The sequence below is a fragment of the Shewanella sp. BJSY2023SW007 genome (genome assembly GCF_047314525.1).
Lineage (GTDB): Bacteria > Pseudomonadota > Gammaproteobacteria > Enterobacterales > Shewanellaceae > Shewanella > Shewanella chilikensis.
Window position 1 is genome coordinate 1 of sequence record NZ_JBKORL010000041.1, and the last position, 21,929, is coordinate 21,929.

At 53.9% G+C, this 21,929-nt stretch carries 18 protein-coding genes; 1 reads left to right on the forward strand and 17 read right to left on the reverse strand.

Going from position 1 to position 21,929, the window contains the following annotated elements:
* Nucleotides 1–487: 487 nt before the first annotated feature.
* Both secA and ACMHXE_RS07460 read right to left on the reverse strand, forming a co-directional pair.
* On the reverse strand, nt 488–3,211 hold the full coding sequence (secA, locus tag ACMHXE_RS07455) for a preprotein translocase subunit SecA (protein ID WP_413731869.1): 2,724 nt from the start codon (nt 3,209–3,211) through the stop codon (nt 488–490).
* Nucleotides 3,212–3,269: 58 nt separating this feature from the next.
* Nucleotides 3,270–4,169 carry a M23 family metallopeptidase gene (locus ACMHXE_RS07460; RefSeq protein ID WP_101056274.1) on the reverse strand — a complete coding sequence of 300 codons (900 nt, stop codon included), beginning with the start codon at nt 4,167–4,169 and terminating at the stop codon, nt 3,270–3,272.
* A 28-nt stretch (nt 4,170–4,197) separates the two neighbouring features.
* On the opposite strand from ACMHXE_RS07460, the gene ACMHXE_RS07465 reads away from it, so the two are divergent.
* On the forward strand, nt 4,198–4,650 hold the full coding sequence (locus tag ACMHXE_RS07465) for a DUF721 domain-containing protein (protein ID WP_025010897.1): 453 nt from the start codon (nt 4,198–4,200) through the stop codon (nt 4,648–4,650).
* 8 nt (nt 4,651–4,658) lie between these two features.
* Here the strand turns inward: ACMHXE_RS07465 and lpxC are convergent, their stop codons facing one another.
* The 15 genes from lpxC to mraZ all read right to left on the reverse strand — a co-directional run bounded on the left by lpxC (nt 4,659) and on the right by mraZ (nt 21,571).
* Nucleotides 4,659–5,579 (reverse strand): UDP-3-O-acyl-N-acetylglucosamine deacetylase, encoded by a 921-nt coding sequence (lpxC, locus tag ACMHXE_RS07470; protein WP_101056273.1) that lies wholly within the window; start codon nt 5,577–5,579, stop codon nt 4,659–4,661.
* A gap of 178 nt (nt 5,580–5,757) precedes the next feature.
* On the reverse strand, nt 5,758–6,930 hold the full coding sequence (ftsZ, locus tag ACMHXE_RS07475; RefSeq protein WP_101056272.1) for a cell division protein FtsZ: 1,173 nt from the start codon (nt 6,928–6,930) through the stop codon (nt 5,758–5,760).
* Between the two features lie 35 nt (nt 6,931–6,965).
* Nucleotides 6,966–8,201, reverse strand: coding sequence for a cell division protein FtsA (ftsA, locus tag ACMHXE_RS07480; protein WP_039035199.1), 1,236 nt, complete (start codon nt 8,199–8,201; stop codon nt 6,966–6,968).
* A 3-nt stretch (nt 8,202–8,204) separates the two neighbouring features.
* Nucleotides 8,205–8,969, reverse strand: coding sequence for a cell division protein FtsQ/DivIB (locus ACMHXE_RS07485; RefSeq protein ID WP_101056271.1), 765 nt, complete (start codon nt 8,967–8,969; stop codon nt 8,205–8,207).
* 96 nt (nt 8,970–9,065) lie between these two features.
* Nucleotides 9,066–10,535, reverse strand: a complete 1,470-nt coding sequence (gene murC / locus ACMHXE_RS07490) for a UDP-N-acetylmuramate--L-alanine ligase (protein ID WP_165564348.1) — start codon at nt 10,533–10,535, stop codon at nt 9,066–9,068.
* On the reverse strand, nt 10,532–11,635 hold the full coding sequence (gene murG / locus ACMHXE_RS07495; protein ID WP_101056269.1) for an undecaprenyldiphospho-muramoylpentapeptide beta-N-acetylglucosaminyltransferase: 1,104 nt from the start codon (nt 11,633–11,635) through the stop codon (nt 10,532–10,534). The genes murC and murG overlap by 4 nt, the downstream gene beginning before the upstream one ends.
* Nucleotides 11,632–12,849 (reverse strand): cell division protein FtsW, encoded by a 1,218-nt coding sequence (gene ftsW, locus ACMHXE_RS07500; protein ID WP_039035202.1) that lies wholly within the window; start codon nt 12,847–12,849, stop codon nt 11,632–11,634. Before ftsW ends, murG begins: the two co-directional genes overlap by 4 nt.
* Complete coding sequence (gene murD / locus ACMHXE_RS07505; RefSeq protein WP_101056268.1) at nt 12,839–14,158, reverse strand: UDP-N-acetylmuramoyl-L-alanine--D-glutamate ligase; 1,320 nt, start codon at nt 14,156–14,158, stop codon at nt 12,839–12,841. Before murD ends, ftsW begins: the two co-directional genes overlap by 11 nt.
* Before the next feature lie 6 nt (nt 14,159–14,164).
* On the reverse strand, nt 14,165–15,247 hold the full coding sequence (gene mraY, locus ACMHXE_RS07510; protein ID WP_101056267.1) for a phospho-N-acetylmuramoyl-pentapeptide-transferase: 1,083 nt from the start codon (nt 15,245–15,247) through the stop codon (nt 14,165–14,167).
* A complete protein-coding gene (locus ACMHXE_RS07515; protein ID WP_101056266.1) occupies nt 15,248–16,624 on the reverse strand; it encodes a UDP-N-acetylmuramoyl-tripeptide--D-alanyl-D-alanine ligase in 1,377 nt (458 codons plus the stop codon).
* A complete protein-coding gene (gene murE / locus ACMHXE_RS07520; protein WP_101056265.1) occupies nt 16,621–18,090 on the reverse strand; it encodes a UDP-N-acetylmuramoyl-L-alanyl-D-glutamate--2,6-diaminopimelate ligase in 1,470 nt (489 codons plus the stop codon). Before murE ends, ACMHXE_RS07515 begins: the two co-directional genes overlap by 4 nt.
* Nucleotides 18,087–19,823, reverse strand: a complete 1,737-nt coding sequence (locus ACMHXE_RS07525) for a penicillin-binding transpeptidase domain-containing protein (RefSeq protein ID WP_101056264.1) — start codon at nt 19,821–19,823, stop codon at nt 18,087–18,089. Before ACMHXE_RS07525 ends, murE begins: the two co-directional genes overlap by 4 nt.
* Entirely contained in the window at nt 19,820–20,134 is a 315-nt protein-coding gene (ftsL, locus tag ACMHXE_RS07530) for a cell division protein FtsL (protein WP_039035250.1), read from the reverse strand. The genes ACMHXE_RS07525 and ftsL overlap by 4 nt, the downstream gene beginning before the upstream one ends.
* Nucleotides 20,135–20,141: 7 nt before the next feature.
* Entirely contained in the window at nt 20,142–21,083 is a 942-nt protein-coding gene (rsmH, locus tag ACMHXE_RS07535; RefSeq protein WP_101056263.1) for a 16S rRNA (cytosine(1402)-N(4))-methyltransferase RsmH, read from the reverse strand.
* A 29-nt stretch (nt 21,084–21,112) separates the two neighbouring features.
* Nucleotides 21,113–21,571, reverse strand: coding sequence for a division/cell wall cluster transcriptional repressor MraZ (gene mraZ / locus ACMHXE_RS07540; RefSeq protein ID WP_039035209.1), 459 nt, complete (start codon nt 21,569–21,571; stop codon nt 21,113–21,115).
* Nucleotides 21,572–21,929: the final 358 nt, after the last annotated feature.

A 21,929-nucleotide genomic window follows, 5' to 3' on the forward strand; every position in this document is an offset into this window, starting at 1 on the left:
TCGTATGAACACTCTTCATCGAGTTAAATCGTTTTGTCGATTTCTCAATGCCTGTGAGTGTCCACACAGATTGCTTGATATATTGTTAAAGAGCAGTACCGCGATGATTCTCATCGGGTCAGGGCTGCGTATTTTACAGAACCCTTTTTCAGCGTCAAGCCCTTTTTTATCTGGTTTCGAGTGAGTGATGATTTTATCTTCACACCTTTGAAACCAAGGCTTGTTGCCAACTACTGAACTTGAATTTGAACAGTTATTTTGTTCTCGTTCGCCGTGTCAGTGGGAGCGCATTATAGGGAGCTTGAACTTTTGTGCAAGGGCTTTTTTCAGCATTTTACGATCTTTTTTGAGGCCCTAGAGTTAGTCACACGTTAAGCACTTTTTACCCCCAGAGTTATCCACATTTGTGAGTTTGTGGAACAAAAAACGCGTTTTAAAAGCAACAAAAAAGGCAATCCGAAGATTGCCTTTAATGACTTACAGTGTGTTAGCTCAGTTTGCCATGACACTGTTTGTATTTTTTACCTGAGCCGCAAGGACAAGGATCGTTGCGCCCTACTTTCTCACCATCACGCACAACTGGAGTATGTGCGGCGACTTCGGCATCGTGTTCGGCTTCATTTAAAGCCTCAGAAGTGGCGTGCTGATATTGATGTTGGATCCGCGCTTCTTCTTCACGACGACGGGCTTCCATTTCATCTACATCCGATTGAGCCTGTACCTGAACCTTGGACAGAATACTAATCACATCGTGTTTGAGTGACTCCAACATCTGCTGGAACAACTCGAAGGATTCACGCTTATATTCCTGTTTGGGGTTCTTCTGTGCATAACCACGCAGGTGAATACCCTGACGCAGGTGATCCATGGCCGCCAAGTGCTCTTTCCACAGGCCATCCAGAGTCTGCAACATCACGGCTTTTTCAAACTGACGCAGCACCTCATGGCCCACCATCTGCTCTTTGGCCTCATAGGCCTTGAGCCAAGATTCGATGATCCGCTCACGCAAGGTCTCTTCGTGCAGGTCTTCTTCTTTATCCAGCCACTCCTGCAGCGGCAAGTCCAGTACAAATTCCTGTTTGAGTCGCTGCTCGAGGCCGGCAACGTCCCAGAGCTCTTCAACTGACTGTGGTGGAATGTATTGATCGATAACGCCTGTGATCACGTCTTCCTGAATATTCTTGATGGTATCTTCGATGCTTTCGGCATCCATCAGTTCGTTACGCTGAGCGTAAACCACCTGACGCTGGTCGTTGGCGACATCATCAAATTCCAGCAACTGCTTACGAATATCGAAGTTACGGGCTTCCACTTTACGCTGGGCATTCTCAATCGCACGTGATACCCAAGGATGTTCAATGGCTTCGCCTTCTTCCATGCCCAACTTCTTCATCATGTTGGCAACCCGATCTGAGGCGAAGATCCGCATCAGGCTGTCTTCCATCGACAGATAGAAACGTGATGAACCCGCATCGCCCTGACGGCCGGAACGACCACGCAGCTGGTTGTCGATACGGCGAGACTCATGACGTTCAGTACCCAGGATGTGCAAACCACCGGCGGCGACTACGGCATCGTGACGTTCTTGCCAGTCGGCACGGATCTTGGCAATCTGCTCCTCGGTTGGGTTTTCCAGTTCCTCAATTTCCGCTTTCCAGCTACCGCCCAAGACGATATCGGTACCACGACCGGCCATGTTGGTGGCCACGGTTACCGCTCCACTACGTCCAGCCTGAGCAACAATTTCAGCTTCTTTTTCGTGGAACTTGGCGTTCAGTACCTTGTGAGGGATCTTTTCCCGATCCAACAGGTTGGACAGCAGTTCAGACTGTTCGATGGAAACTGTACCGACCAATACTGGCTGACCACGTTCACGACAACCTTTGATGTCCTGGATAATGGCGTTGTATTTTTCTTTGGCGGTGAGATACACCAAGTCAGCCATATCGTTACGGATCATCGGCCGGTTGGTGGGGATCACTACGGTATCCAGACCATAGATATGCTGGAATTCAAAGGCTTCGGTGTCAGCAGTACCTGTCATACCGGCCAGTTTTTCATACTGACGGAAGTAGTTTTGGAAGGTGATAGAAGCCAGAGTCTGGTTTTCATTCTGGATCTTCACGCCTTCTTTGGCTTCCACCGCCTGGTGCAAACCTTCAGACCAACGGCGCCCCTGCATGGTACGGCCGGTGTGCTCATCGACGATGATCACTTCGCCATCCTGCACTACATAGTCGACATCCCTTTCAAACAAGGTGTGAGCACGCAGCGCGGCGTTAACATGGTGCAGCAGTGAGATATTGGCGGCCGAGTAAAGTGAATCCCCTTCGGCCAATAGGCCAGATTGGGTCAGCAGGAGTTCAATTTTTTCCTGACCGCGTTCAGTCATGTGAACTTGCTTGGCCTTTTCATCCACGCTGAAGTCCCCCTCACCGACATAGTCGTCCGAGTCTTCTTTATCCTGGCGGATCAGATTAGGGATCAGCTTATTGACCTTAATGTAGAGTTCAGAGCTGTCTTCTGCGGCGCCGGAGATGATCAGCGGTGTACGGGCTTCATCAATAAGAATGGAGTCGACTTCGTCTATCAGAGCATAGTGCAATGGACGTTGTACCCGCTCCTGCGGTGAAAACGCCATGTTGTCGCGCAGATAGTCGAAACCAAATTCGTTGTTGGTACCGTAAGTGATATCTGAGTTGTAGGCGGCTTTCTTTTCCAGCTGGCCAAGACCGGCGACGTTAACTCCGACTGTCATACCAAGGAATTCAAACAGTGGGCGGTTAGTATCGGCGTCACGGCGAGCCAGATAGTCGTTCACTGTAATAACGTGAACACCCTTGCCGGTCAGCGCATTGAGATAGGCAGGCAGTGTGGCGGTAAGTGTCTTACCTTCACCGGTGCGCATCTCGGCAATGCGGTTGCTATCCAGCACCATACCGCCTATCAACTGCACGTCGAAGTGGCGCATCTCGAACACCCGCTTGGAAGCTTCACGCACAGTGGCAAAAGCTTCAGCCATAATGTCATTAAGGGTTTCCCCTTTTTCAAGCCGGTCACGGAACTCCTGGGTTTTGGCCTTGAGCTGCTCATCGCTGAGTTGCTCATATTCACCTTCGAGCGCGTTGATCTTGTTGACTATCTTGCCCAGGGCTTTAAGGGTGCGGTCGTTACGACTACCAAATACTTTTGTCAGTAATTTACCTAACATCTGAATCACTTATTCTGTTGTAGGCCAAGCCTCTTACGAGTCTGGCGGCCAGTTCCAATTAACCTGCTTTGCGGTAGACGTACTTCTTGGGATCTATCTGCTGTCCACCCCGCAACACTTCATAATGCACATGAGGTCCTGTCGAACGCCCAGTGCTTCCCATGGTGGCAATTTTCTCGCCCTTGGCGACCACATCACCTACAGTTACTGACAAAGCTTTATTATGACCATAGCGGGTGCGCAATCCGTTACCGTGATCTATCTCCACCAACTCACCATAGCCAAACATATTCCCGGCCCATGTCACCACACCACCACCGGTGGCGATCACATCGGCTCCTTCTGTACCCGCAAAGTCTATGCCTTTATGCACAGTTCTGCGGCCATTGAAAGGATCATTACGTAAACCGTAGGGCGAGGATAACCAACCTTTGTTGATTGGCCGCCCTGATATATAACGCTCTTCATCTATATGGAGATTGGAAGCCACTGTTTCAAGCAGTGACAACTGAGCATTATTACTATCAATTCCTGATGCCAGCCGATCCATATCGGAGATCAGCTGCTCCAGCTCTATGCTGGTGCCCAGCTCGCTCAGGCCGCCAATACCTACCTCGGCGCCGAAATCGAACTGTTCTTCAAGCTGGTAATTCTGGGCAAGAGTTTGCCCGAGAGCCTCAAGCCGGGTCAGTTTGGCCTGCATTCTAGCGACATGTGCCACCAAGGTTGCCAACTGAGTTTCGGTTGCCTGCTTGAGTTCTTTGACTTGTTTCTGTTGCTGCTCACGAGCTTGGCGCTCGTTGTCGACGTTGGCCTGTTGCGACTCAAATCGCTCGGCGTTGTAATGATAGAGCCCTGTGCCCGCAGCGAGGAGCAATATAGGCAACAGCAACCAGCGTTTGCCAGGTTGCCAGCGCGTCACGCCATTCCGACCTTGAATAAAAACTGTTACACTCATAGCCTAATTCAGCCATCTTATTATCATAATGAAGAAGCTCCCTCAGCACCTCAGCCAATTACTGCATCAGTCGGGACGTCTGCCCGATCTGGCCGAGAAAGCGGAGCTTTTGTTGTATCTGAACCAGCATGTCAAACAACTGCTGTCAGGCCCTGTCAGCGAACAGCTGAAAGTCGCCAATCTGCGCCAAAGTGTGCTGGTTATTGAAACCCCTTCCGCCGCATGGGCCGCCAGGATTAACTTCCAAAAAACCAAACTTCTTGCCCAACTTCAGGCAGAAACGCTCCCAATGCTTACCGCTATTGAGGTTAAAGTCAACCCGGCACTGGCAACATCGGGGGCAAAACCCCAAGTGGTTCACAGACAGTTGAGTGAAACCGCGGCTTCACATATCAATGCACTGGCCGAACACACAGAAGGTGAGCTGGGCCAGAAACTAAAACGGCTGGCTGCATTAGCCAGCCGTAAAAGGCAGTCCTAGTTTTACGATTAAGCCATCACCACATTGGATGGCATCATAAAGCTGACAGGTACATCCGCTTCTTTTTCGAAGCTGACCAACTCCCAAGCATCCTGCTGGGCAAGCAGAGCCCGCACCAACCGGTTGTTAAGAGCATGCCCCGTCTTGTAGGCACAGAACTCTCCGACTATGGCGTGACCCGCCACATACAGGTCACCAAACGCATCAAGAATCTTGTGCTTAACAAATTCATCCTCATAACGCAGGCCATCGGGGTTGAGGACACGATATTCATCAAGCACAACCGCGTTTTCCATACTGCCACCCAATGCCAGATTGTTGGCACGCAGGTACTCGATATCACGCATAAAACCAAAGGTTCTGGCGCGGCTGATATCTTTCACAAAGGCGGAAGAGGAAAAATCCATCACCATATGTTGTTGACTACGGGCAATTTCAGGGTGATTGAAGTCAATAGCAAAGTCGACTCTGAAACCTTTGAAGGGTCGCAGTTCAGCCCACTTATCACCGTCTTCAACACGCACTGTGTGCTTGATCTTCAGATATTTCTTGGCCGCTGACTGATCTTTGATCCCCGCGCTTTGCAGCAGGAATACAAAGGGGCTGGCACTGCCGTCCATGATGGGGATCTCGGGAGCATCCACTTCAATAACGGCATTGTCGATTCCCAAACCCGCGAGTGCAGCAAACAGATGCTCAATCGTTGAGATGCGAACACCTTCATCATTGACCAGAGCCGTACACATAGTCGTTTCACGCACCTGCTCTGCCTTGGCAGCAATCTCCACTGCCGGCTGCATATCGGTGCGCACGAGTACGATCCCTGTATTGACTGGTGCGGGCTTGATAGTCAAAGTCACCTTATTGCCGGAATGCAAACCGACACCTGTGGTCTTTACTATTTTTTCAACAGTTCTTTGAAAAATCATTTAGTTACCCGTATTCATCTCAACAAAAAGCTCTGCCTTGGACGATAAAATCGACACTTCTCGGGCGCAGCTGGTCGGATATCCTAGCATAAATCGGCAATTTCACAAAAATTTACCTACCTTCGCTTCCTGGAAACAAAGGGGAACACCCAATTTACACCCGTGATAACCGCCAGTATCAGTCGGCTTGCTTACGCAAAAACGCCGGAATATCCAAATAATCAAGCTCGTTCTTATGCGGATTGGCCGCAGGTTGGGACGCCGGAACTGCATTGCTCTTGTGAGCAACAGGCATAGCAGCTTCTTCCTGAGGCATATAGGTTTCGACCTTGGGCTCTGGCACAGGTTCCTGGCGCGGAGCAGGTTTGGATACCAACTGGATGTCAGGTTTTCTTTCCGATCCTATGCCGGTAGCAACCACAGTAACCCGCAGTTCATCACTCATTTCTGGATCGATAACAGCACCGACAACCACAGTCGCATTGTCTGAAGCATAAGCCTTGACGTGGTTACCCACTGTCTCAAATTCTTCGATACTCATATCCATGCCGGCAGTAATGTTAACCAGCACGCCACGGGCGCCTGCCAAGTCGATATCTTCCAGCAGCGGACTGGCAACAGCCGCTTCGGCCGCTTCTTCGGCGCGGTCTTCACCACGAGCGACACCTGTGCCCATCATGGCGTTACCCATTTCGGACATAACGGTTTTCACGTCGGCGAAGTCGACGTTAATCAGACCGGGACGGGTGATCAGTTCGGCAATACCTTGCACCGCACCCAAGAGCACATTGTTGGCTGCAGCAAAAGCATCCAGCAGTGATGTACCACGACCCAATACCTTAAGCAGTTTCTCGTTGGGAATAGTGATCAGCGAGTCAACATGCTTGGCCAGTTCAGTGATCCCCTGATCGGCGAACGCCATACGCTTCTTGCCTTCGAAGGGGAAAGGTTTAGTGACCACGGCCACTGTCAATATCCCTTCTTCGCGGGCAATCTGCGCCACCACAGGTGCGGCACCTGTACCCGTACCGCCACCCATACCGGCCGCAATGAAGATCATATCCGAGCCCTTGATAGCCTCACGGATATTTTCACGATCTTCTTCGGCTGCTGCGCGACCGACTTCCGGGTTGGCACCAGCCCCCAAGCCCTTGGTGACATCTCGTCCCAGTTGAATAGTGGTGCCCGCGGCAGACTTACGCAATGCCTGGGCATCTGTATTGGTGGCAACAAACTCAACACCTTCGATGTTGTGTTTCACCATATGCTCGACGGCATTACCACCGCCGCCACCGACGCCGATGACCTTTATCACCGCCTCGTCAGAATGAGTATCCATGATCTCAAACATGGTTGAATTCTCCGTATTACCTGCGTTTACGTAAGTTAAAACTCACCTTTAAACCAGCTCTGAACCCGATTCCAGAGACTGGTCACCCCTTGACGCTCGGGTCGTTCAAACTGACGTTCGATAACCCTGCGCGCGCCGTAATGTAACAGCCCAACACCTGTGGAGTAGATGGGCTGATCCACATATTCATACAAACCTTTCACCGGCAGCGGTGATGCCACCCTGACCGGCATGCCGAAAGTGGCTTCGGCAACATCCACAGCCCCTTCAATAGAGGCGGTACCACCGGTCAACACTATGCCGGCGGCAATTTGATCTTCCAGGCCACTGTCCTTGAGCTCTTTGAATACCAACTCGAACAGTTCCTGATATCTGGGTTCAACCACTTCGGCCAGAGTATGACGCGACATGGTTCTTGATGGTCGCCCCCCCACAGACGGCACTTCTATGCTGTCTTCACGGCTCACCATGGAGCTGCGGGCACTGGCATGCTGCACTTTAATCTGCTCGGCATGCGACAGCGGCGTGCGGAAAATTTTGGCGATATCACTGGTTACCTGATTGCCGGCCACAGGCACCACGGCGCAGTGACGCAGAGCGCCATTGGTATACACAGCGATATCTGTAGTACCGCCACCGACATCCACCAGACAAACACCCAGATCTTTTTCATCATTGGTCAGTACCGCATCGGCCGAAGCGATACCGGAAAACACCAGGTCGTCCACCTTGAGGCCACAGCGTTCAACACTCTTGGTGATATTCTTGGCCATATCATTGGCGCAGGTGACTATATGTACCTTGGCTTCCATCCGCATGCCGGACATGCCGATAGGGCTGCGGATCCCTTCTTGAACATCTATTGCATATTCCTGTGGCAGTACGTGCAAAATGCGGCGCTCAGTGGGGATCTTCACCGAACGGGCCGTGTGGATAACGTTGTCCACGTCTTCCTGGGTCACCTCTTCATCATTGATGGAGACCATGCCGTTTTCGTTCTGACAAGCGATATGCTTGCCGGAAATGCTCAAATACACCGAAGACACCTGACAGTCTGCCATCAGCTCGGCCTGATCCAAGGCCCGCTGCACACTGCGCACGATAGAATCGAGGTCGTTGACCCCGCCTTTATCCATGCCGCGTGATGGATGATTACCCAGACCGACGACACTGATTTCGCCATCGGGCAAGACTTCACCTATGATCACAGCGACCTTGGATGTCCCTATGTCCAATCCGACGATCAGATTTCTATCTTGGTTCTTGGTCATTAATTAACGGCTCTCTTCTTGTGCGTCTTCCCAGCCTACTGCCAGACCCGTGTCATAGCGTAGATCCACTCTGGCGACACTCTTTTCCTGTTTAACCAACTCCGGATACACGTTGATAAAACGCTGTATCCGCGCCATCTTGTCCTCTCGTCCCAATTCCAGCATGATGCCGTTGCCCAAAGTCGCCTCCCAGGCATGTCTCGGGCTGAGACTCAATCTATCCAGCTTGAAGCTGTTTATCCGCAGCAGTTCATCCATCTGCCGAAAGGAGGTCAATACCTCCTGTGCCATAGGTTCAGGTCCCACCAACCAAGGCAAATTTTCCAGCCCGGGTTGCGGTGGCGCCAGAAACACCTCTCCGTGTTCATTGAGCCATTCATCCTGATTCCAGTGCGCCACGGCAACCTGTTCTTGCAGATAAACCTTCAGCTTGGCCGGCCATTCGCGCCGAACCGAGGCCCTGTATACCCAAGGCAGGGCCTCCAGCGCCTGTTGCACCTCGGCCACATCAGCGCTGAAAAAGCTACGCTGCATCAAGTCCTGCAAGGCGCCGCGGATTTCCGCATCCGTGGTGTACTGGCGCTCGCCTTTTATCGCCACTGCCTCAATGGGCAAGGCCTCGGCATCATTCAGCACCAGTCCCAATTTCCAAGCCGCCATGCCAAATGCCGCCAGTACCAACAGCAGAAAGCCAATCCCGCTGCAGAGATACCAATTGACTCCGGCAAGCCTTGCCCGGCCCTTGTGCAACCTGTCCTTCAGCGCCATGGTCCTGCCTGTTAGCTTGGCGGAAAACCGGCCATTATATAGGGCTGGTTTTCTTGGTCAAAAGATACTGTTTTCAAGCTATTAAGCGATGAAAATCTATTCAGAAATCGTATCTTTGTTATCATCACTAAACCCCAATTCGCTGCTCGCCAATTGGCGCGCCAGGGCCCCTATGTTACCTGCGCCTTGAGTCATCAGCAGATCGCCGTCCTTGAGTACATCCGGCAGTATCTCCTGCAACTGCTCCGGCGTAGCGACATAGATAGGGTCAACCTGACCACGCAATCTGATGCTGCGGCACAGCGCGCGGCTGTCGGCTCCCGCGATAGGTGCTTCACCGGCGGGATAGACCTCCAGCAGCAATAGGCCATCGACCTGAGACAATACTTCGACAAAGTCCTCGTACAGATCCCGGGTGCGGCTATATCTGTGTGGCTGATAAGCCATCACCAGGCGCTTATTAGGCCAACCGGCACGAGCCGCCTTGATAGTGGCTGCGACTTCGCTGGGATGATGGCCGTAATCATCAACCAACATCACCTCGCCCTTGGGAGTATCGAAGGCCCCCAGGTGCTGGAAGCGGCGGCCAATTCCCTGGAACTCCGCCAGCGCCTGCACTATGGCGGCATCATCTATATCATCTTCACTGGCCACGGCAATCGCCGCCAAGGCGTTCAGCACATTGTGCCGTCCCGGCAGATTCAGCAGCAGATCCAAGTCATCCCGGCCCTTGCGACGCACGGTAAAACGGCATTGAGGCCCTTCTTGGCTGAAGTTAAGTGCCTGCACATCAGCCTCATCACTGAAGCCATAGGTCACCATGTGGCGCCCAATGCGCGGCATAATCTCTTTCACCACAGGATCATCGATACAAAGCACGGCCACACCGTAAAACGGCAGATTATGCAGGAAGTCAACAAAGGTGGTTTTCAACTTCTCAAAATCGCCGCCGTAAGTATCCATATGATCGGCTTCAATATTGGTTACCACACTCACCATAGGCTGCAGATGCAGGAAGCTGGCATCACTCTCATCGGCCTCGGCGATAAGGTAACGGCTATGCCCCAAGCGAGCATTGGTGCCAGCACTGTTAAGCAGGCCACCTATTACAAAGGTCGGATCTCGCTCGGCCTGACCATAAACACTGGCGATAAGGCTGGTTGTAGTGGTTTTGCCATGGGTGCCGGCAATCGCCACCCCATGACGGTAACGCATTAACTCAGCCAGCATCTCGGCACGGCGCACTATCGGAGTGCGGCTGGCTCTGGCGGCCGCGACTTCCGGGTTATCCGCTTTAATCGCGGTAGAAACCACCACCACATCAACGTTGACCACAGCCTCGGCACTGTGGCCGATAATGATGCGAGCACCCAGAGCCGCCAAACGTTCAGTCACGGCATTTTCGGCAATATCCGAACCACTGACCTGATAACCTTCGTTAACCAGAACCTCGGCAATGCCCCCCATGCCGGCGCCACCTATGCCAACAAAGTGAATGCGACGCACCCGGCGCATTTCCGGGATCATGGCGCGAAGCTGGGCGTATTTCTCTGCTCTGTTATTCATCTATTTCCTTTCTCTGCCAGTTCGATACAGACCTGGGCGACTTTATCGGTCGCATCCAGCACAGCGGCCGCTCTGGCTCTTTGCCCCATCAAGGTCAATTCATTTCTATCACTGCCAAGCAGGGCCAGCTTATTCGCCAGCCTGGACACATCGACAATCGGCTGCGGCAACAGGAAGGCCGCGCCCGCATCCACCAACACCTGGGCGTTGCGGGTCTGGTGATCATCCACCGCATGGGGATAAGGCACCAACAGGCTGGGCAGGCCAACGGCCGCCAGCTCAGAAACGGTTAGGGCACCGGCGCGGCAGATGACCACGTCGGCCCAACGATAGGCGGCTTCCATATCATCGATAAACTCAGCGACTTTAACTCTGCCGTCCTGTCCCAGCTGCTGATATTCAGCTTCCACCGGCGCCTGATTGCCCTTGCCCACCTGATGCCAAACCGTCACTGACTGTGACTTGCTGACCTCGGCAACCACAGCTGGCATAAGGTCGTTGAAGACCTTGGCACCCAGGCTGCCACCGACAACCAAAATTTTCAGCGCATCCTGATGCTGGGCTCTGGGCTGTCCCCCCAGAGTAATAAGCTCCTGGCGAATAGGGTTGCCAACCACTTCGGCCTTACCCGGATCGAAGGTATTGGCAAAGGCGCACAGCACCTTGGTGGCAATACGGGAAAGCAGCTTATTGGTCATCCCGGGAATGGCGTTTTGCTCATGCAACACCAACGGAATACCGCTGAGCTTGGCGGCAACGCCGCCCGGACCGCTGGCAAAGCCGCCCATGCCCAACACCACATCTGGCCGAAATTCGCGGATAACCCTGCGCGCCTGAACAATCGAGCGCAGCACCTTGAAAGGCGCTGCCAGCTTGCGCACTATGCCGTTGCCGCGTACGCCTTTAATGTCAATAAAATCTATATCAAAGCCGTGCTGAGGCACCAAACGCGCCTCCATCCGGTCTGCTGTACCCAGCCAACGCACCTGCCAGCCCTGCTGTGCCAGGCGTCTGGCCACTGCCAACGCCGGAAAAACGTGACCGCCGGTACCACCGGCCATCACTAAAATACGTTTGTTATTCAAATTGTTACCCTTCATGACTTCAGCCTCCCCTGCACCGCCTGGATCAGGCTGAGACGCCGCTCATGATCTATCCGGATCAGCATCATGACCGCAGCCGTCATCACCCAGAGACTACTGCCGCCATAGCTGATAAAGGGCAGTGTCAGCCCCTTGGTCGGCAAAATGCCGATACTGGCGCCCACGTTCACCACAGTCTGGAAACAGATCCAGATCCCTATGGCGTAAGCCAGATAACCTTCAAATGCCCGATCCATGGCCAAGCATTGACTGCCGAGACGAATCGCCCGCAGCGCTACGAACAGTAGCACTGCCAGCACGGCAACTATGCCGATAAATCCAAGCTCTTCCCCTATAACGGCGAAAATAAAGTCAGTGTGCGCCTCCGGCAGGTATTCCAGTTTCTGGATGCTATTACCAAGTCCCTGACCAAACCAGTCGCCGCGACCATAGGCCATCAGCGACTGAGTCAACTGGTAACCGCTGCCGAACGGATCCTGCCAGGGGTCGAGGAAGGAAGTTACCCGCCGCATCCGGTAGGGCTCCAGCAGCACCAAAGCCACAAAGGCCATAACCCCGGTCAGGATCAGCGCGAAGAAGTCCAGCAAACGGGCACCGGCCAAAAACAGCAGCCCGACTGTGCCAACAAATAGCACCACCACGGTTCCCAGATCCGGTTGCATCAGGATCAAGAAGGCATAGACGGCAAAAACCGCAATCGGTTTGTAAAAGCCCTTGGCGTTTTCACGCACTTCCTGATGCCGCCTAACCAGATAACCGGCCATGTAGACCGCAAAAACAAACTTGGCTATCTCGGCCACCTGAATTCTCACCGGCCCCAGAGACAACCAGCGTGTCGCCCCGTTTACAGTGGTGCCTACTGCCAGTACGGCCACCAACATGACGCCGACCAGCAACAGCATCAGTGGACTCAGTTGCTGCCAGCGCTGCATCTCTACCTGCAACACCACTGCGGCGATCACCACGCAGCCCGCCAAATAGAACAGATGCCGGGTCACAAAATGAAATGGATTACCAGTCAGGCTCTGGGCTTCCGGCATAGAAGCCGACATCACCATCACAAAGCCAAAGGCGATCAACGACAAAACAGCAAGCAGCAAACGCCGGTCATACAGTTGCATGCCCTGCGATTGCTTTTCACCGAACCAGTCGGACCAGCGCCACTTGAGGCTGGTTCCGAACAGGTTAAGTTGTCGCTCATCACTGCTCATCCAGCGCCTCCACCAGATGGCGGAAGTCATCGCCCCTGGCCATAAAGTTACTGTACATATCCAAGCTGGCACAGGCCGGCGACAACATGACTATGTCTCCGGAACTCGCCAGTTCGGCAGCCTTGTTCACGGCTTCTGCCATGGAGCCAACCTTGATGGCGCCCTCTTTCAGCGCCGCTATCTTGTCACCGTCCCGTCCCAGGGTAATTAGGTGAGTCACAGAACCCAGCACATTGGCAAGCGGCCGGAAATCAGCCCCTTTACCATCACCACCGGCAATCAGGATCACATCACCGAGATAGTCACTGAGCCCTTCAAGTGCTGCCACGGTAGCGCCCACATTAGTGGCCTTGGAATCGTTGATCCAAGTGGCGCCATTCTTGACCGCCACCAGTTCACATCTGTGCGGCAGGCCTTTAAACTCGCGGGCCACTCTGGCCATGGCTTCTTTATCCACTCCTGCCGCATCGGCTAACGCCATGGCGGCCAGCAGGTTGGCGTGGTTATGGCTGCCGAGCAGCGCCACATCCAACAGATTCATGATTTCACTGCTGCCGTGGAAAATTTTGCCGTCGGTGATCCCCCACTCATCCCCTTCGGGGTTACCCAGACCAAAGCTATTGTTGTTCATGGGTGACATGGGCTGCGTTTGCGGATCATCCCGGTTGAAAATCGCCAGTCGACTCAGTTCATATAGCCGCAGTTTGGCCTGGCGATAGGCTTCCAGGTCGCTGTATCTGTCCATGTGGTCTTCAGAAATGTTCAGGCAAGTGGATGCCAAACATTTAAGACTATGGGTTGTTTCCAACTGGAAACTGGATAGCTCCAGCACATAGTGACTAACGTTTTCGCCCAAAAGCTCCAGCGCCGGCACCCCTATGTTGCCGCCGATGGCAACCTGTTTGCCGCCGGCTTTGAGCATTTCACCGACCAGGGTCGTCACAGTCGACTTGCCATTGGAGCCGGTAATCGCCAGCACACATGGGCCCTTGTCAGCTATGGCGCGGGCAAACAACTCCACATCGCCAATCACTTCTATGCCCATATCCAGAGCCGCCCTTACTTCGGGGGTATCCATGGGGATCCCGGGACTGATGATGATCTGCTCCGCCTGCACCAGACCACGGCAATCGAAGCCGCCAAAGCAAAACTCCAAATCCGGAAATTCATTTTTCAGCGCCTCGGCACCGGGAGGATTGCGGCGGCTGTCCATCACCATAGGGGCATAGCCCTGAGCCACCAGATAGCGCACCACAGACAAGCCTGTGGCCCCCAATCCCAACACTATGTGCGAACAGCGACTCATCATGACTGCTTACCTCAACTTCAGGGTGGCCAATCCCAGCAGAACCAGGAACAAAGAGATAATCCAGAAACGCACTATCACTCTGGGCTCAGGCCAACCTTTCAATTCATAATGGTGGTGTATGGGTGCCATACGGAAAATCCGCTGGCCCCGCAGCTTATAGGATCCAACCTGAAGGATGACTGACAAAGTCTCCATTACAAACACACCACCCATAATCACCAGCAAAATCTCCTGGCGTACCAGTACGGCCATGGTGCCGAGCGCAGCCCCCAGTGACAGCGAACCTACGTCGCCCATAAACACTTGCGCCGGATAGGTGTTGAACCAAAGGAAACCAAGACCGGCACCGACTATTGCGGTACAGACGATCACCAGTTCACCGGCCCCCGGCAGATGTGGAATATGTAAGTAGCTGGCAAATTGCGCGTGGCCAGAGAGGTAGGCAATAAGCGCAAACGCCGCCGCTACCATAACGGTTGGCATAATCGCCAAACCATCGAGGCCGTCGGTCAGGTTAACCGCATTGCTCGAACCCACTATAGTGAAATAGGCCAGTACTACAAAAAACAGCCCTAGCTGCGGCATCACATCCTTGAAGAAAGGCACCACCAATTGGGTTTCACCCGGCAGAGATGCGGTCGCGTAGAGATAAAAAGCCACAGCAATCGCCGCCAGCGACTGTAAAATGTACTTCCAACGGGCCACCAGCCCCTTGGGATCCTTACGAACTACCTTACGGTAATCATCGAGGAAGCCGATGAGGCCAAAGCTGCCCAGGACGAATAACATCACCCAGACATAGCGGTTACCGAGATCGCCCCACAGCAGGACACTGATAAAGATCCCCGCCAGCACCAGTAATCCACCCATGGTTGGGGTGCCGCGCTTACTGAAATGTGACTCGGGGCCATCGTTACGCACCACCTGGCCTATCTGCAGCAATTGCAAACGCTCGATCAACTTGGGCCCCCACCAGAGCGCAAAGCTGAGGGCGGTCAACAACCCCAGAATCGCTCTGAAGGTCAAATAGGAAAACACGTTAAACCCGGTATAAAACTGGGTTAGATACTCCGCCAGATACACCAGCATCTACACTAACTCCCCACGCCCGAAGGCTGATTTAAGGGCCTCGACCACACGTTCCATACGCATGCTGCGTGAGCCCTTGACCAATACAGTGACACTCCCTGACAACTGATTGATATATTCGATTAAATTTTCCACCAAACGCCCTTGGGTATCCAGATGTTCCGTACCAAACCCCTGGCTGGTGTTCTGGGTTAATTGACCGCAGCAAAACAGGGCATCTATCCCGGCCTCCCGGGCATACTCACCCAGCTCGCGATGCAAAAGGGGGGCATTGTCGCCTAATTCCCCTAAATCGCCCAGTACCAGAATGCGATTTCCGTGAATTTCGTGAAGCCAGTTGATCGCCGCCTTGACCGAAGCCGGATTGGCGTTGTAGCTATCATCGATCAGCTGCACCCGCCCAAGCTCAGTGGGCAGCATGCGTCCCTTGACCGGCTGCATCTGTTGCAAGCCAGAGATAATGCTTGCCATATCCAGGCCCAGCGCCAAGCAAACCGAAGTTGCCGCCAGAGCATTGGCCACCTGATGTCGGCCGGCCAGCGGCAGCGCCAGCGAATACTCCTGCTGCTGCCAGCAAAACGTGCAGCGATAACGCCCCGAGGCATCGGCCTGTAAATCTTTGGCCGTCAGTTCGGCTGCTGCGTCAATGCCATAGCTTAACTGACGGTAGCCTAACGCAGCCTGACGCATTACCTCGGCGTATCTGTCATCGGCATTGATAATGGCGCAGCCGTCCGGAGCCAAGTGATTGAAAATTTCGGATTTGGCGGCCGCCACACCGGCCTCTGAGCCAAACCCTTCGAGATGAGCGCTGGCGACATTGTTCACTAGGGCAACATCCGGGCGCACTATGGCCGAGGTGTAATCAATTTCACCCTTGTGATTGGCGCCAAGCTCAAATACCGCGTATTCGTGTTCAGGCTCCAGGCGCAAGGCTGTCAGCGGCACGCCTATATCGTTGTTGAAGTTACCGGCGGTGTAGAGCACCTTGGCATGTTGCGACAATATGGTCGCCAACATCTCCTTGACGCTGGTCTTGCCGTTGGAGCCGGTCAAGGCAACACACTTGAGTGATACCAGGCTGCGTACCATGGCCGCCAGTTGCCCCAGGGACTGGTGAGGGTCGGCCACCAGCAGCTGCGGCACATCGAGTGCCAACTCGCGGCTGACCAGGAGCGCTACGGCGCCATTTTTGACCGCAGTAGGGGCAAACTCATGGGCGTCAAAGCGCTCTCCCTTGAGAGCGATAAATAAACCTTGGGTGCCTATATCACGGCTATCTGTGCTGACACTCTCAATCAGCTGCATTGCAGCAGTTGCCGGAATCAACTTGGCATTCAGCGCCGTGGCTATCTGTTGCAGGGTCAAAGGGATCATGCCTTGCCTCCGCTAAGTTCAAACGCCAAGGCCCGCTCATCATAGTGATGACGGCTTCCTGCCACTTCCTGATAGGTTTCATGCCCCTTGCCGGCCAATAAAATCACATCTCCCGCCTCTGCCTGGGCGCAAACCTGTTTAATGGCTGTCACCCTATCGACACAGGAGAGTGCCGCCTCGGGGCGAGTCAGCCCGGACATGACTTCATCAATGATTGTTTGCGGCTCTTCACTGCGAGTATTGTCGCTGGTGACCATCAAGCGGTCGGCAAAAGCCTCGGCTGCACGAGCCATCAGCGGTCGCTTGCCCTTGTCACGATCACCACCGCAGCCAAAGACACACCAGAGGCGGTTGTCGGTATGCAGCCGCAGCGCCTTGAGCGCTTGCTCCAGCGCATCCGGGGTATGGGCATAATCCACCACCAGCGAAAAACCTTTTCTCGATGGGAAGCACTCCATCCGTCCAGGCACGGGCTTCAGGGCAGGTGACAACGACAGCAGCTTTTGCAGCGGATAACCCATGGCATAGAGCGCCGTCAACGCTGCCAACAGATTAGAAAGATTGAATTCGCCCAGCAGCGGAGTTTCCAGCACGCCTTTACCTTCCGGCCAGTGGATCTCGGCGCGTACGCCCTTGGCGTGATATTGAGAGTTAACGGCAACAACTGCCGCTCTGGGATCTTGCTTAATGCTATAGCCGAGCGACTTGGCCTTGGGCAGTTCCTCGAACCAGGCCTGCCCTGTGGCGTCATCCAAGTTAATTACGGCGTGTTTGAGACAGGCAAACCGCATCAGCCTCAATTTGGCGGCGGCGTAAGCCTCCATGGTCTGGTGGTAATCCAGATGATCCCGGCTCAGGTTGGTAAACACCGCCACTTCAAAGGGCGCGGCTTCTACCCGTCCCTGCACCAAACCGTGGCTGGACACTTCCATGGCGCAGACGCTGACATCCATCTGCTCAAAAGCCTTGAGCTGGGCCATTACGGCCAAGGCATCACTGGTAGTATTGGTCGCTTCCTGGAGTTCACCCAGCAAACCGTTCCCCAAAGTGCCCATGACACCGGCCTTTTCGCCCAGCAAAGACACCCACTGGACGATAAGCTGGCTGACAGAAGTCTTGCCATTGGTGCCGGTGATCCCCACCAGGCGAGGCTTGACCGCGTGAATGCCATAGAACTGGGCCGCCAGCGCCGATAGCTGCCGACTCAGTTGAAAAAAATAGATGGTTAAGCCTTGCTCCCGCTCCACCTTGCCGTGGGCATCCGGATCGTCCGTATGCAGCAAGGCAGCCGCAGCTCCCTTGTTGAAGGCGGCGGCAACATACTCCCGACCATCGGCCTGATGTCCGGGAACGGCCACGAAAAGGCCACCTTCAACCACTTTCCGACTGTCGAGACAGGGCTCGGCCACCGTCTCCGCGCCGGAGTAATGAAACCAGGGAGCCAGCAGATCCCGCAATAACATCATTCTGCTCTCCTAGGTACCTGAGCCAGTTGTACGCGAGCATCATCACTCACAGGCTCCACATTCAACATCTGCAACGCGCCGGACATCACCTTGCCAAACACAGGTGCCGCCACCACGCCGCCGTAATATCTGTCCCCTTTGGGCTCGTTGATCACCACTACCATGGCAAGCCTGGGGTTGTTTGCCGGCGCGACACCGGCAAACAGGGCAACATAGTCATCGCCATAGCCACCGGCTATCGCCTTACGACTGGTGCCCGACTTACCGGCAACCGGATAGCCTTCAATGTGCGCCCGAGTACCTGTGCCGCCCTTCTCGGTCACGCCCACCAGCATGTTGATCACATCGCGGGCCACATCCGGGGCTATCACCCGGGTGCCTTCCGGCGGTTGCTTCAGTTTAAGAATCGATACCGGGTAAAGTATGCCGCCGCTACCCAGAGTGGCGTACATGCGCGCCAACTGCAGCGGAGTGGCTGTCAGGCCATAGCCGAAGGACAGAGTCGCCCGTTCAAAGTCAGACCATCTGTGTCTGTCCTGCACCAAACCGGCACTCTCGCCGGTCAGGTTGATCCCTGAATAGTTGCCGAGCCCCATGGACTGATAGGTACCCAAAAGCTGCTGCACCGGCATTTCCAGCGCCAACTTGCTGATCCCCACGTTACTGGACTTGATCAAAATCTTCGCCAATGACATATCGCCATAGTTGCGGACATCCCGCACCTGCCGGCCACCAATACGCATCCAACCGGGTGATGTCGGGATCAACTCATCATTCTTGACGATCCCGGCCTCCAGCGCCGCCACCACCACAAAGGGTTTCACTGTCGAACCCGGCTCAAAGGTGTCTGTCAGGGCGCGGTTACGCATCCTGTGACTCTGCAGGTTTTCCCGCGAGTTGGGGTTATAGGAGGGAGTGTTAACCATCGCCAGCACTTCGCCCGTGTGTACATCCAGTACCACCACGGAACCGGATGTTGCCTGGTTCATTTCGGTGGCCCGCTTGAGCTCACGGTAAGCCAACTGCTGAATACGCTGATCTATGCTGAGCACCAGATCATTGGGGCTCTCGCCCTCCTGGATGATATCCAGCCGCTCAACCACCCGGCCGTCACGGGACTTACGCACCTTCTGCTTGGAGGGAGTGCCGGTCAGCCAGCTGTTGTAGGTGTTTTCAATGCCTTCGATGCCGACATCATCAATATTGGTGATCCCGACCAACTGAGCGCTGATCTCACCGGCCGGATAGTAACGGCGTGATTCAGACTTGAGGTAGATACCGGGTAGCTTCAACTGCTCGATATAGTGTGCCACCGCCGGGGTAACCTGGCGCTTGAGGTAGGTAAAGCGTTTCTTGGGGTTGGACTGCACCCTGGCCAACAGGTCATCCAGCGGCTCGTGCAATACATCGGCCAGCGCCCGCCAGCGGCGCATATCATTGAAGCCATCCTTGTCGTGAACCACCTTGGGGTCGGCGTAGACGGCACGCACAGGCACACTGACGGCCAGCATCTCGCCGTTGCGGTCGGTAATAAGCCCTCTTTGCACCTGGTTGGAAGTGGTGCGCAGAGTACGCATATCACTCTCGTGACGCAGTTTTTCCGGTTCTATTACCTGGATGTAGGCGGCGCGTCCCACCAGTGAGACAAACAACAGGCAAACAAAAGCCACCACCACCTGCAGTCGCCAGTGGATCAGTTGGGGCTTTTGAATCCTTTTAGCCTGTTTTCTCATGGAAGTCTCACTACCACCTCTTCATTGGGTAAGGGCCTTATCATGTCCAATTCCTTGGTTGCAATCCGGGTTATCCTGCTGTGCTCCGCCTGCGACTGTTCTTCCAGTAACAGGTTGCGCCACTCGATATCCAAGCGATCTCTTTCCTGTAACAGCTTGTCCAACTCGCTGGTCTGGGTACGGCTGATGTGGCTGGTATATACCACAGCAACCGCATTCCCCAGCACCAGCATGCCCAGCAAGAGGATCCATTTGTGCTGCCAAAGATCCCGCAGCACTATACGCGCTAGATTGAGTTGCGACTTACTCACCGCCACCTCAGTAGGGCAAACGCTCGGCAATTCTGAGTACAGAACTGCGGGCCCGGGCATTAACGGCAATCTCTTCATCCGACGGTTTCAGCGCCTTGCCTATGGGCAACAACTGCCGTGAGCGATTAAGCTCAGCCTCGGTCACCGGCAAGCCGTAAGGTACTTCCTCACCTTTGCTGTGACGGCGGATAAAGCGCTTCACCATACGATCTTCAAGAGAATGGAAGCTGATGATCGATAACCGTCCCTTGGGCGCCAATACCTTCAATGCCCCTTCCAGCGCCTGATCTATTTGATCCAGCTCGCTGTTGATATAGATGCGAATCGCCTGAAACACTCGGGTTGCCGGATGCTTGTTGCGCTCTTTGTGTTTAGTGATCCTTTCGATCAAACCAGCCAGATCTTTAGTGCGTAAAAACGGCTTCTCATCACGATCGGCGGCGATACAACGGGCGATATGACGGGCGTTTTTCTCTTCACCATAGGTTTTGAACACCCAGGCCATATCTTCGATCTCGGCCCTGGCGAGCCACTGGGCCGCTGTTTGGCCCTGGCTGTTATCCATCCGCATATCGAGTGGGCCATCGCGCAGAAAACTAAAGCCACGTTCGGCATCATCCAGTTGCGGCGATGACACACCGAGATCCAGCAAGACGCCGTCTATCTTGCCCACCAGTCCCAGTTGCTCAACATAGTCAGCCAACTGGCCAAAACCGCCATGGACTATGGTGAAACGCGGGTCATCGGCAAACTGTTTCGCGGCTTCAATGGCCGCAGGATCTCTGTCAATGGCAATCAGCCGCCCCTGTTCACCCAGGCGGGAAAGGATCTGACGTGAGTGTCCACCCCGACCGAAAGTACCGTCGATATAGATGCCATCTGGGCGGATATTGAGCCCGTCTACCGTTTCTTGAAGCAGGACAGACAGGTGGGCAAAGTTTTGGCTCATCACTCTCTTCTTTAATCTGGTCTCACTCATCAGAGTGAAAAATCGGCCAGCCGCTCACTGGCGGTCAATCCCTGGCTCTTAATCATCTCCAGGCTGTCGGCCAACTGCTGCTGCCAGACCTGTTCATCCCAGAGTTCGAATTTGTTCAACTGCCCGACCAACATGGTCTTCTTTTCCAAGGAGGCATATTGTCTGAGCGGCGGAGTCAACAAAACCCGGCCATTGGTATCCAACTCACACTCCTGGGCATAACCCAGCATCAGGCGTTTCATCGCCCGCTCCTGCGGTTGGAAATCAGACAAGCCGAGCAGTTTGTCGGCAACTTTGTTCCATTCGTTTACCGGATAGATCAACAGACAGGGAGATTGGATATCCACAGTGATCACCAGCTTGCCCTGATGATCGGCATGCAGAGGCTCGCGGTATCGCGTTGGCATAGCGATCCGCCCCTTGGCATCCAGATTCAAAGCACTTGCGCCGGAAAACACTTGGTTTCATCCTTGCTCAGTTAATAGATCCACAAATATCCACAAATTCCCACAGATGCTAAGTTTAGGGACAGTCAACAAGGATTGTCAAGCAATGCAAACTCGAATAAAGCCAGTCACCAAGCGGGTTAGCAGCGTGTCACAACATTTTTTGCATTAACGAATTCCAAGTGGCAAAAAGTGGTGCAAACGCACCTGTCAGGGGAAAATTTCGACACAGGTCAGGAGGATTTTCACAGTGAAAAGAAATGATTGTGGAGAAGTTTCCCAAAAATGAGCATGTGAGTAATACGATCCAGCGCAAACTTTGTCATGACTCAAAAGACCCAGAACAAAACACTAAAGGAACAGAAAAACA